The following is an 11,023-nucleotide window of genomic DNA, read 5'->3' as shown; positions in this document are numbered from 1 at the left end:
TCCAGCCTTTAGCGCTCCTATCGGCCGTATGCCCTGCCCCCGGCATCAACGCTGGTGATTGCGCCTGAAGGTGTCCTCGCCCATCGCGGCGATCTGCCCTTCGATCAGCACCTCGTAGGCCGTAGGGTGGATGACGCTCTTTTCATCCACCATTGCGATTGTAGAGCGGTGGACGGGTCGGGCCGCGCAGGTGAAGCGTCGTCCACCCGAACTGCAAAGCGAAACTGGCCTTCGAGCCAAAACGCTTGAGGCTGGAAAGCTGGACGAAAGAGCCCATGGGGTTTGCTTGTCGTTCAGCTTCCAGCCTTTAGCGCTCCTATCGGCCGTATGCCCTGCCCCCGGCATCAACGCTGGTGGTTGCGCCTGAAGGTGTCCTCGCCCATGGCGGCGATCTGTCCTTCGATCAGCGCATCGAAGGGCTTCAGCAGCGCCTCGTAGCGACGCGGCGCCTCGAGTATCTCCAGCGCCGCGACTATCGCCTCCAGCGTCGACAGCGCCCCGGCCATCGGCGCCTTGCGCAAGCGGTAACGCGAGGGCCGCGCATCCGCCAGGGTCACCCTCGGCAACGCTGCAAGGGCAGGATTGAGGTGCAGCAGCTTGCGCGCCTTGCGCCAGGTGCCGTCCGGCACCACCAGCAGCAACGGCCGCGCATCGCCGTCCAGCTCCTGCAGCGGCTGCGCCCGTTCCCCCGGGAACAGCAGGCAGGGCCGGTAGCCCGGCTGCGCCAGCCACTGCGGCAACTCGTCGAACACTTCCCCCACCTGCAGTTGCGCGTTGCGCAGGCCCAGCGCGGCCAGGCCGGCCGTGTTCAGGGCATGGCCGACCTCGCTCGGGTGCTGCAGCAGCAGGATCCGGGTGCTGCTGGGCAGATCGGGAATCAGTGCGCACAGGCAGTGATTGTCGGGGCGGTGACAGCGTGAACAGCGAACGCGCGGCATGGAGCTTTTCCTGGAGTTCTGGCGGCCACTGGCGGCACGCGGTCAGCGATTGAAGCGTTCGGCCAGGCTGTGCAGGTAATCGGCCATGGCCTCCAGTTCCTTGCCGATGACCGCCCCCTGTTGCGCCTGCCCGGCGCTGTGGTCGGAAAGCTGGGCGATGCGGGTGATCTGCTGGCTGATGTCTTCGGCGACCTGGCTCTGCTGTTCGGCAGCCGCGGCCATCTGCTGGCTCATGCCGGTGATGCGGCTGACCGATTCGCTGATGCCGTCCAGGGCGATACGCACCGCCTCGACACTCTGCACGCTCTCGCGGGAAATCTCCTCGCCGCGTCCGGCCGTTACCACGGCCCGCTCTGCCCCGGCGCGCAACGAAGCGATGATCTGGTGGATCTGCTGCGTCGAGTCGCGGGTGCGCAAGGCCAGTGAACGCACCTCGTCGGCGACCACGGCGAAACCGCGGCCCTGTTCGCCGGCACGTGCGGCTTCGATGGCTGCGTTGAGCGCCAGCAGGTTGGTCTGTTCGGCAATCGAGGTGATGACATCGGCAACGCTGCCGATGGACTGGGTGGAGTCGGCCAGGTCGTTCACCGCCTGGCCGATGTCCGCCACGGCCTTGGCCATGTGCTGCATGGACTCCAGGCTGTCGCCGGCCAGGCGGCGACCGTCCCGGGCCAGGCGGTCGGCCTCTTCGGCGGCATGGCTGGTGCTCTGCACGTTGTTCGACACTTCCTGGATGGTCGCCGCCATCTGGTTGATGGCCGTGGCCGACTGGTCGGTCTCGCTGCGCTGCTGGTCGAGCATCTCGGCACCGGAGCGGGAAAAGCCGGCGGCCTGCGCCGCCTGTTTCTTGACGTTGACCCCGGCGTCCTCGAGGCGCGTGAGCGCGGTCTGCAGGCGTGCCTCCTCGCTGATCATGGCCATGTCCAGCAACGCCTGGGCGCCGCGGTTCTCGCTGTAGGTCAGCGCCACCAGGCTGCTGGTGAAGGCCTTGGGGTGTTCGGCCAGGGTCTTGCGGATCAGATTGCGCTTGCTGTACAGCTGATAGGAGCCCAGGACGAACATCACGACGACGATGAACACGGCCAGCCAGGGCCCGCCGATCAGCGTGTGCGCGGCGAGAATCGCCAGGCCGGCGAGGATCACCGGCCAGGAACGCAGCAGGTCATAGGTCCAGTATTCGAGCTTGGGCACCGGCGACTTGCCGGCGCGCAAGCGGGCATAGAGCGCCTCGGCCCGGTGTTTCTGCGCTTCGCTGGGCAGCGAACGCACCGACTCGTAGCCGGACACCTGGCCATGCTGATAGATCGGCGTGACATAGGCGCTGACCCAGTAGTAATCGCCGTTCTTCGCCCGGTTCTTGACGATGCCCATCCAGGGTTTGCCCTGTTTGATGGTTTCCCACATATGGGCGAACACCGCCGGTGGCATATCGGGGTGGCGTACCAGGTTGTGTGGCTGGCCGATCAGCTCCTCGCGGGTGAAACCGCTGATGGCGATGAAGGCGTCGTTGCAATAGGTGATCTTGCTGGTGAGGTCGGTCGTGGATATCAGCCGCTCATGCTGTGGAAAGGTTCTTTCCCGCTGGGTGACCGGAGAGTTCTGACGCATGACTGCAATCCTTCAGATTCGTGAGGGTTCATCCCTGCCACACCCATATATCTAGCACAGCGATGCTGCCGAGTCAGTGGCGGTAGGCGATTGGTTTCAAACGGATAAATGTGCGAGAGCAGGATCAGGATGAATTCAGTTGCGCCTTGAGCAGGTCGCGGAAGGTCAGGATCAAGGGTTCCCTGGAACGGCCACGGCGCAGGATCAGGGAAAACGGTGCCTGATAACCGAAAGTGGCGGGCAGCAGTACGCGCAATTTGCCCTGGTCGACCCAGGGCTGCGCGTAGTGTTCCGGCAGGTAGCCGACATAGGCGCCGGAGAGCACCAGGATCAGTTGCGCTTCCATCGATTCCACGGTCGCCGCGCTGTGCTTGAAACCATGCCGGGCCAGCTCGGCCTGGCTCCAGTAGCCGCGGCCGACCATGCGTTGCTGGGTGATGACTTCCCCGGGGATGCGTCGCTCGCCGAACAGCGGATGACGCTCACTGCAGTAAAGCCAGTGCTGCTCGCGATACAGCGGCTGGTAGATCAGGCCGTTCATGCGCGTGAAGAAGGCGCCGATGGCCAGATCCAGGCGGTTGTCCAGCACCGCCAGCTGCAGTTCGTAGGGGCTCAGCACCGAGAGGTTCAGGTGCATGCCCGGGTGCTCCTGGCTGTAGACGCCGATCACCTCGGCCAATGGCAGCGACGCATCGCTGACCGTGGAATCCAGCACGCCCAGGTTCAGGTTGCCGCGCAGCTCGCCCTTGAGCGCCGCCGCATAGCGCTGGAAGTCCTCCAGCTCGCCGAGCACGCGCAGGGTTTCCTGGTAGAACAGCTCGCCCTTGCCGGTCAGGCCGAAACCGCCCCGCCCCCGGTGGCAAAGGCTCATACCGAGCTGGCTTTCCAGCTGGCTCATGTAGGTGCTGATCGCCGAGGTCGACAGATTGAGGTCACGCTGGGCGGCGGCGAAGCCCTGGTGATGCACCACGCTGACGAAGATACGCAGCAGCTTCAGATCGGGTAACGCCTGGCTCATCGTGCCTCCGCGGCAGGTTCGACGGCCCACACTCTACGCCGTGGCGGATTAGTTTAGAAATATCTGAACTGATTTTTTTCGCCCAGCGATTCTTCTTCGCCCGGGCCTGCTCAAGAATCGGGGCCAACGCTAACCAAGGAGGCTCCATGGACAAGAACCTGCACCAGCCACTGGGCGGTAACGTGATGCCGCGTTTTGGCGGTATCGCCACCATGCTGCGCCTGCCGCACATCGAGGATGCGCAGCAGCAGCGCGACCTGGACGCCGCCTTCATCGGCATCCCGCTGGACATCGGCACCTCGCTGCGCTCGGGTACGCGCTTCGGCCCCCGGCAGATCCGCGCCGAGTCGGTGATGATCCGTCCCTACAACATGGCCACCGGTGCGGCGCCCTTCGACTCCCTCAACGTCGCCGACATCGGTGACGTGGCGATCAACACCTTCAACCTGCTCGACGCGGTACGCATCATCGAAGAGACCTACGACGGCATCCTCGAGCGCGGCATCGTTCCCCTGACCCTGGGCGGCGACCACACCCTGACCCTGCCGATCCTGCGGGCCATGAAGAAGAAGCACGGCAAGGTCGGCCTGGTGCACGTCGATGCCCACGCCGACGTCAACGACCACATGTTCGGCGAGAAGATCGCCCACGGCACCACCTTCCGCCGCGCCCACGAAGAAGGCCTGCTGGACAGCGAGCGCGTGGTGCAGATCGGTCTGCGCGCCCAGGGCTACACCGCCGAGGACTTCAACTGGAGCCGCAAGCAGGGCTTTCGCGTGGTGCAGGCCGAGGAGTGCTGGCACAAGTCCCTGGTGACACTGATGGACGAAGTGCGCGAACAGGTCGGCGGCGGCCCGGTGTACCTGTCCTTCGACATCGACGGCATCGATCCGGCCTGGGCGCCCGGTACCGGCACCCCGGAAGTCGGCGGCCTGACCACCATCCAGGCGCTGGAAATCATTCGCGGCTGTCAGGGCCTGGACTTGGTCGGCTGCGACCTGGTCGAGGTCTCGCCACCTTACGACACCAGCGGCAACACCGCGCTGCTGGGCGCCAACCTGCTCTATGAAATGCTCTGCGTACTGCCCGGCGTGGCGCGTCGATAAGCGACGCACGAACTGGCGATCCACCTGGCACCGACAGTACCCTGAAGCCGGTCGATACAACAGCTACGAGCGGGCCAGCCAAAGCCCGCCGCCGCACCCCGTATGCGGGTGCCTTACGGCCTTGCCGACACTGCCAACGCACTCACCGCCCAGGGTCTCCCGGGCGGCCATAAAGGGGTCAGCGTGCCTACGCCGGCCTTATAACAACAGCGCTGGAGCTCCACCATGACTCACCCGAAGACGCGTATCGAAACCTTTGGTGTCGAACAGATACCCGACCATCAGCGCGACGCCACCCCGACCGATCTGTTCCGCCTGATCTTCGGTGGCGCCAATACCTTCGCCACCGCCGTGCTCGGCAGCTTCCCGGTGCTGTTCGGCCTGTCCTTCCAGGCCGGGGTCTGGTCGATCGTCCTCGGTGTGGCGCTGGGCGCCCTGATCCTCGCCCCCATGGGCCTGTTCGGCGCCCTCAACGGCACCAACAACGCGGTGTCGTCCGGCGCCCACTTCGGCATCCACGGGCGCATCATCGGCTCGTTCCTGTCGCTGCTCACCGCGGTGGCCTTCTTCTCGCTGTCGGTCTGGAGTTCCGGAGACGCCCTGGTCGGCGGCGCCAAGCGCCTGGTCGGCCTGCCCGAGGACAACCTCACCCTGGGCCTGGCCTATGGCCTGTTCGCCGTGCTGGTACTGGTGGTGTGCATCTACGGCTTCCGCTTCATGCTGTGGGTCAACAAGATCGCGGTATGGGCCTCCAGCCTGCTGTTCCTGCTCGGCATCTTCGCCTTCGCCGGCACCTTCGACGCCGACTTCGCCGGCAGCGTCAGCCTCGAGCAACCGGGCTTCTGGGCGGCCTTCATCGGCGCGGCGATCCTGGCCATGAGCAACCCGGTATCGTTCGGCGCCTTTCTCGGCGACTGGTCGCGCTACATCCCCCGGCAGACCTCCAAGGCGCGCATCATGCTGGCGGTACTCGCCGCCCAGGCCGGCACCCTGATCCCGTTCCTGTTCGGCCTGTGCACCGCGACCCTGGTGGCCAGCCAGGCGCCGCAGTACATCGAGGCCAACAACTACGTCGGCGGCCTGCTGGCCATCTCGCCCACCTGGTTCTTCCTGCCGGTGTGCCTGATCGCCGTGATCGGCGGCATGTCCACCGGCACCACCGCGCTGTACGGCACCGGCCTGGACATGTCGAGCATGTTCCCGCGCCTGCTCAGCCGCGCCGGCGCCACCCTGCTGATCGGCGTCGCCGCCATCGCCTTCATCTTCATCGGCCGCTTCGCCTTCAACCTGGTGCAGAGCGTGTCCACCTTCGCCGTGCTGATCATCACCTGCACCAGCCCGTGGATGGTGATCATGATCCTCGGCCTGATCGCCCGCCGCGGCTTCTACCATGCCGATGACCTGCAGGTATTCACCCGCGGCCAGCGCGGCGGCCACTACTGGTTCCAGCATGGCTGGAACTGGCGCGGCCTGGGCGCCTGGATTCCCAGCGCGGCCATCGGCCTGTGCTTCGTCAACCTGCCGGGGCAGTTCGTCGGCCCGCTGGGCGAACTGGCCGGCGGCATCGACATCAGCCTGCCGATCACCCTGGGCCTGGCGGCGCTGCTGTACCTGACGCTGTTGCGCAGCTTCCCGGAACCGGCGTCGGTCTACGGGCCCAGGGGCGCCCATCCGATGCTGGGCCGCAAGGCCGGGAGCAACACGGCCGCGCCCAGCGCCATCGTCTGATAACCCATGATCGGCGCGGCGTCCTGCGAGGCGCAGCGCCATGAGGCATCGCCATGAAACTGGAAATCTTCCGTACCCTGTGGGGCTATCGCGGCAGTTGGCAGCAGGCCCTGGACGAAGCCCGGGCAGCCGGCTTCGACGGCCTCGAGGCGCGCATCCCCGAGGATGCCGGGCAGCGCGCCGAATTCGCCGCCTTCCTGCGCCGCGAGAACGTGCCCTACATCGCCATCCTGTTCACCTCGACACCGGTCTTGCCGCTGCAGTCGGCGACGCCGGCCGAGCACCTGACCGACTTCGCCGACAAGCTGGCGCTGGCCGCCGAACTGCAGCCGCGTTTCGTCAACGTACTGGCCGGCAACGACCGCTGGCCGCTGGCGCAGCAGGTGGACTTCTTCGGCGGAGCCCTGGACATCGCCGCCCGTTCGGGGCTGACCTGCAGCTTCGAGACCCATCGCGCCCGTTCGCTGTTCAATCCCTGGCTGACCCTGCAACTGATCGAACAGTTGCCGGACCTGCGCTTCACCAGCGACATCAGCCACTGGGTGGTGACCTGTGAACGCCTGCTGGACGACCCGGCCGACGACCTCGGCGCCTTCGTCGAGCGGGTGCACCACATCCAGGCCCGGGTCGGCTACGACCAGGGGCCCCAGGTGCCGCACCCGGCCGCCCCGGAATACGCCGCCGCGCTGGCTTTCCACCAGCGCCACTGGGAAGCGATCTGGCGCTCCCAGCAGGCCCGCGGCTACACGGGCACCACCCTGACCCCGGAATTCGGCCCCGACGGCTACCTGCACCACCTGCCGTTCACCGACGTACCGGTCGCCGACCTGTGGCGCCTGAACGCCTGGATGGGCCAGACCGAACACCAGCACTTCCGTACCTTCATCGACCAACAGACGAGCGACCAGCCATGAGCGAACGCCCCTCCTTCACCCGGATTCCCGTCGTCGACATCCACGGCCTGTTCAGCGAGCGCCTGGAAGATCGCCAGGCCGTGGCCGACGCCCTCGGCGATGCCGCGCGCAATGTCGGCTTCCTCTACATCACCGGCCATGGCATCGACCCCGGGCTGATCGACGGCCTGCATCGCGCCGCCGAGGCCTACTTCGCCCAGCCACTGGCGACCAAGATGCAGCACTATATCGGTGCATCGGAGAGTCACAAAGGCTTCGTCCCGGAAGGCGAAGAGGTGTATGGCACGGGCAAGCCGGATCACAAGGAAGCCTTCGACATCGGCTTCGAAGTGCCCGCCGACCATCCGCTGGTGCTCGCCGGCACCCCGCTGCTGGGGCCCAACCGCTGGCCGACCCTGCCCGGCTTCCGGGAGGCGACGCAGGCCTACTACCAGGCGGCCTTCGCCCTCGGCCGCCAGCTGTTTCGCGGCTTCGCCCTGGCCCTCGGCCTGGCGGAAGACTACTTCGACGAGATGGCCCGCTTCCCGCCCTCGAAACTGCGCCTGATCCACTACCCCTACGACGGCGAAGCCCAGGACGCACCGGGCATCGGCGCCCACACCGACTACGAGTGCTTCACCATCCTCAAGGCCGACAAACCGGGCCTGGAAGTGATGAACGAGCGCGGCGAATGGATCGACGCGCCGCCCCTGGACGACGCCTTCGTGGTGAACATCGGCGACATGCTCGAAGTCATGACCGCCGGCGCCTTCGTCGCCACCGCCCACCGCGTGCGCAAGGTTCGCGAGGAGCGCTATTCCTTCCCGCTGTTCTACGCCTGCGACTACCACACCCGGATCGAGCCGCTGCCGCAGTTCGCTGCGGGCGCCGCTACCGGCGAACAGGACTATGAGCCCATCGCCATCGGCGAGCACATGTGGGCCCAGGCCTTGCAGACTTACCAATACCTGCGCCAGCGCGTCGAGAACGGGCAGATCGCCCTGCCCGAACGCGCCAGAAAGCCTTCGAGCTTCGGGCACCTGAAGAACCAGAACCTGTGACCTGCCTTTCCTTTCCCTCTGGAGCGACGACCATGCACAAGAAAACGCTTATCCGCCTCGCCACCGCCCTGCTCGGCTCGGCCCTGCTCAGCAGCGGCATCGCCCAGGCGGCGCCGACCGCCAGCGCCGGCACCCTCAAGGTCGGCATGGAAATCTCCTACCCGCCGTTCGAGTCCTACGACGGCGACAAGGTGGTGGGCTTCGATCCCGATGTGTCGATGGCGCTGGCCAAGGCGCTGGGCGATCTGCAGGTGGAGTTCGTCGACACCCGCTTTCCCAACCTGATCCTCGGCCTCAATGCCAACCGCTACGACACCATCATCTCCGGCATGTACATCACCGACGAACGCACCAAGCAGGCCGAGGCCATCCCCTATGCCCAGGTCGGTACCTCGATCATGGTGCGCAGCGACAGCACGGCCAAGCCGCAACGGCTGGAGGATCTGTGCGGCATGAAAGTCGGCCTGCAACAGGGCACCAACTGGATCAACCAGCTCAACAACGTCTCCGCCGAGCACTGCACCCAACCGATCACCATCAGTGAATTCCCCACCAACGCCGAAGCATCCCAGGCGCTGCTGTCCGGCAACATCCAGGCGCACCTGGAAATCTCCGCCGCCGCGCAGATGATCGTCGACAAGGCCCGTGGGCGCATCCTCATCAGTTCCCAGGAAGCCTTGGACCCGCAGACCCTGGGCATCTACGTGAAAAAGGGCAACGCAGAGCTGCTCGAAGCGCTGCGCGGCGCGCTGGAAACCTACAAGAAGAGCAGCGAGTACGGCGAACTGCTGAAGAAGTACAACCTGGAACCGGCGTGAGCGGCCATGGCCGCTGAAATGGCGGCCATAAGGCGGAAGCGGACGGCCGTAGGATGGGTGCAACCCATCGGCAATTGATGGGTTTCACCCATCCTACAGGCTGCCTCGCTTCTAGCTTGAAGCTTGTGGCTTGCAGCTCAACGTCCGCTATCGCCTTCGAGCAACCACTCAGCCCGTTCGCTCGGATACGACATTTGATCTGTGATGTGCACTAGCGGCGGCCGCCGCTCCCACCAGACGAGCGAGTGCTTGCCGCTGTACGTGAATCGTCACCCACCGCTGTATCGAGGTTCCTCCATGGCATTCGACTGGGCCTATTTCTTCTCGCTGTTCTCCGTGTCCTCGTTCTGGAAGGCCTGCCTGACCGTGATCGAGCTGAGCACCCTGTCCTGGACCATCGGCCTGGCCCTGGGCTTCCTCCTGGCCAGCGCCAAACTCTCCGCGCACGCCTGGCTGCGCGTTCCCGCGGGCCTGTACATCTGGCTGTTCCGCAGCATTCCGCTGCTGGTCCTGCTGATCTTCGTCTACAACCTGCCGCAGTTGCTCCCATCCCTCGGGCCGATCCTTTCGCAGCCCTTCTATTCCGGCCTGATCGCCCTGGTGCTGACGGAAACCGCCTATATGGCCGAGATCCACCGCGGCGGCCTGCTCTCGGTACTCAAGGGCCAGCGCGAAGCGGCCAAGGCCCTGGGCATCCGAGGCATCGGCGCGCAGCGTCTGGTGGTCATTCCCCAGGCCATCCGCATCGCCCTGCCGACGCTGACCAACGAGTACGTGACCATCGTCAAGCTCACCTCGCTGGTCTCGGTGATCTCCCTCAGCGAACTGCTGCTGGTCGGCCAGCGTCTGTACGCCCAGAACTTCCTGGTGCTGGAAACCCTGGCCGCGGTGGCGGTGTACTACGTGCTGATCGTCACCCTGTTCGGCTGGCTGCTGCAGTGGGCCGAACGCCACCTGGATCTGTCGCGCAAGACCGCGCAGACCCTCGATGACGCGCAAAGCGCCGCCTTGCGCCAACCCGCGCTGGCGCGCACCCACAACCGGGAACCGAGCCGGGGACAACCCGATGCCCTGCTGCTGCGCGGCATCCACAAGCGTTACGGCAACCACGAAGTGCTCAAGGGCATCGACCTCAAGGTCAGACCCGGCGAGGTCATCTCCATCATCGGCCCGTCCGGCTCCGGCAAGACCTCGCTGATCCGCACCATCAACAACCTGGAAAGCATCGACCAGGGCGAGATCGTGTTGTTCGGCAACGACTTCATCGGCGCCGGAAAACGCCCGGACTCGCCGGCGATCCGCCAGGGTATCCGGCGCATCGGCATGGTGTTCCAGAACTTCAACCTGTTTCCCCACCGCACCATCCTCGACAACGTCATCCTGGCGCCGCGCTACCACGGCCTGGACGATCACGCCACCCTGCGCCGCAAGGGCCATGCCCTGCTCGACCGGGTCGGCCTGCTGGCCCATGCCGACAAGTACCCGCACCAGCTGTCCGGCGGCCAGCAGCAGCGCGTGGCCATCGCCCGCGCCCTGGCCATGGAGCCGGACATCATGCTGTTCGACGAACCGACCTCGGCCCTCGACCCGGAACTGGTCGGCGACGTGCTCAACGTCATTCGCGACCTGGCCCAGGAGGGCATGACCATGCTGATCGTCACCCACGAGATGGACTTCGCCCTGTCCATCTCCGACCGTATCGTCTTCATGGAGAACGGCCATGTGGTGGCCGATGCCTCGCCGGCGGCCATCCGCAGCGAAGGCGATCCGCGCGTGCGCCGCTTCATCGGCCTGGCAGACGAAGCGGAGGCGCCATGACACACCGCCCTCGCCCATGCGGTAGCCGGAACGCT

At 65.8% G+C, this 11,023-nt stretch carries 9 protein-coding genes; 6 read left to right on the top strand and 3 right to left on the bottom strand.

The features are described from left to right. Positions 1 to 344: 344 nt before the first annotated feature. From DNK34_RS16130 to DNK34_RS16120, 3 genes are all read right to left on the bottom strand, one after another. Positions 345 to 938: a tRNA-uridine aminocarboxypropyltransferase gene (locus tag DNK34_RS16130; RefSeq protein WP_131173615.1), complete on the bottom strand. Its 594-nt coding sequence runs from the start codon at positions 936 to 938 to the stop codon at positions 345 to 347. Positions 939 to 980: 42 nt separating this feature from the next. Continuing rightward, positions 981 to 2,546, bottom strand: a complete 1,566-nt coding sequence (locus tag DNK34_RS16125; RefSeq protein WP_131173616.1) for a methyl-accepting chemotaxis protein — start codon at positions 2,544 to 2,546, stop codon at positions 981 to 983. A 124-nt stretch (positions 2,547 to 2,670) separates the two neighbouring features. Further along, on the bottom strand, positions 2,671 to 3,564 hold the full coding sequence (locus tag DNK34_RS16120) for a LysR family transcriptional regulator (protein ID WP_131173617.1): 894 nt from the start codon (positions 3,562 to 3,564) through the stop codon (positions 2,671 to 2,673). A gap of 146 nt (positions 3,565 to 3,710) precedes the next feature. Between DNK34_RS16120 and speB the strand changes: the two genes are divergently transcribed. The 6 genes from speB to DNK34_RS16090 all read left to right on the top strand — a co-directional run bounded on the left by speB (position 3,711) and on the right by DNK34_RS16090 (position 10,988). Beyond that, positions 3,711 to 4,670 (top strand): agmatinase, encoded by a 960-nt coding sequence (gene speB, locus DNK34_RS16115; RefSeq protein ID WP_131173618.1) that lies wholly within the window; start codon positions 3,711 to 3,713, stop codon positions 4,668 to 4,670. A gap of 225 nt (positions 4,671 to 4,895) precedes the next feature. Further along, entirely contained in the window at positions 4,896 to 6,398 is a 1,503-nt protein-coding gene (locus tag DNK34_RS16110) for a purine-cytosine permease family protein (protein WP_131173619.1), read from the top strand. A 53-nt stretch (positions 6,399 to 6,451) separates the two neighbouring features. Continuing rightward, positions 6,452 to 7,312: a sugar phosphate isomerase/epimerase family protein gene (locus DNK34_RS16105; RefSeq protein ID WP_131173620.1), complete on the top strand. Its 861-nt coding sequence runs from the start codon at positions 6,452 to 6,454 to the stop codon at positions 7,310 to 7,312. Next, on the top strand, positions 7,309 to 8,352 hold the full coding sequence (locus DNK34_RS16100) for an isopenicillin N synthase family dioxygenase (RefSeq protein ID WP_131173621.1): 1,044 nt from the start codon (positions 7,309 to 7,311) through the stop codon (positions 8,350 to 8,352). The genes DNK34_RS16105 and DNK34_RS16100 overlap by 4 nt, the downstream gene beginning before the upstream one ends. Before the next feature lie 32 nt (positions 8,353 to 8,384). Then, positions 8,385 to 9,170 (top strand): ABC transporter substrate-binding protein, encoded by a 786-nt coding sequence (locus DNK34_RS16095; protein WP_131173622.1) that lies wholly within the window; start codon positions 8,385 to 8,387, stop codon positions 9,168 to 9,170. A gap of 297 nt (positions 9,171 to 9,467) precedes the next feature. Then, positions 9,468 to 10,988, top strand: a complete 1,521-nt coding sequence (locus tag DNK34_RS16090) for an amino acid ABC transporter permease/ATP-binding protein (RefSeq protein WP_131173623.1) — start codon at positions 9,468 to 9,470, stop codon at positions 10,986 to 10,988. Positions 10,989 to 11,023: the final 35 nt, after the last annotated feature.

Origin of the sequence: Phytopseudomonas dryadis, from assembly GCF_004327355.1 — a bacterium.
Lineage (GTDB): Bacteria > Pseudomonadota > Gammaproteobacteria > Pseudomonadales > Pseudomonadaceae > Aquipseudomonas > Aquipseudomonas dryadis.
Note: the sequence above shows the minus strand (reverse complement) of the source record. Positions and strands in the feature narration are given on the sequence as shown.

Bases quoted from the DNA above. Each gene is read 5' to 3' on its own strand.
- DNK34_RS16130 (WP_131173615.1), bottom strand. From the start codon at position 938: ATGCCGCGCGTTCGCTGTTCACGCTGTCACCGCCCCGACAATCACTGC.
- DNK34_RS16125 (WP_131173616.1), bottom strand. From the start codon at position 2,546: ATGCGTCAGAACTCTCCGGTCACCCAGCGGGAAAGAACCTTTCCACAG.
- DNK34_RS16120 (WP_131173617.1), bottom strand. From the start codon at position 3,564: ATGAGCCAGGCGTTACCCGATCTGAAGCTGCTGCGTATCTTCGTCAGC.
- speB (WP_131173618.1), top strand. From the start codon at position 3,711: ATGGACAAGAACCTGCACCAGCCACTGGGCGGTAACGTGATGCCGCGT.
- DNK34_RS16110 (WP_131173619.1), top strand. From the start codon at position 4,896: ATGACTCACCCGAAGACGCGTATCGAAACCTTTGGTGTCGAACAGATA.
- DNK34_RS16105 (WP_131173620.1), top strand. From the start codon at position 6,452: ATGAAACTGGAAATCTTCCGTACCCTGTGGGGCTATCGCGGCAGTTGG.
- DNK34_RS16100 (WP_131173621.1), top strand. From the start codon at position 7,309: ATGAGCGAACGCCCCTCCTTCACCCGGATTCCCGTCGTCGACATCCAC.
- DNK34_RS16095 (WP_131173622.1), top strand. From the start codon at position 8,385: ATGCACAAGAAAACGCTTATCCGCCTCGCCACCGCCCTGCTCGGCTCG.
- DNK34_RS16090 (WP_131173623.1), top strand. From the start codon at position 9,468: ATGGCATTCGACTGGGCCTATTTCTTCTCGCTGTTCTCCGTGTCCTCG.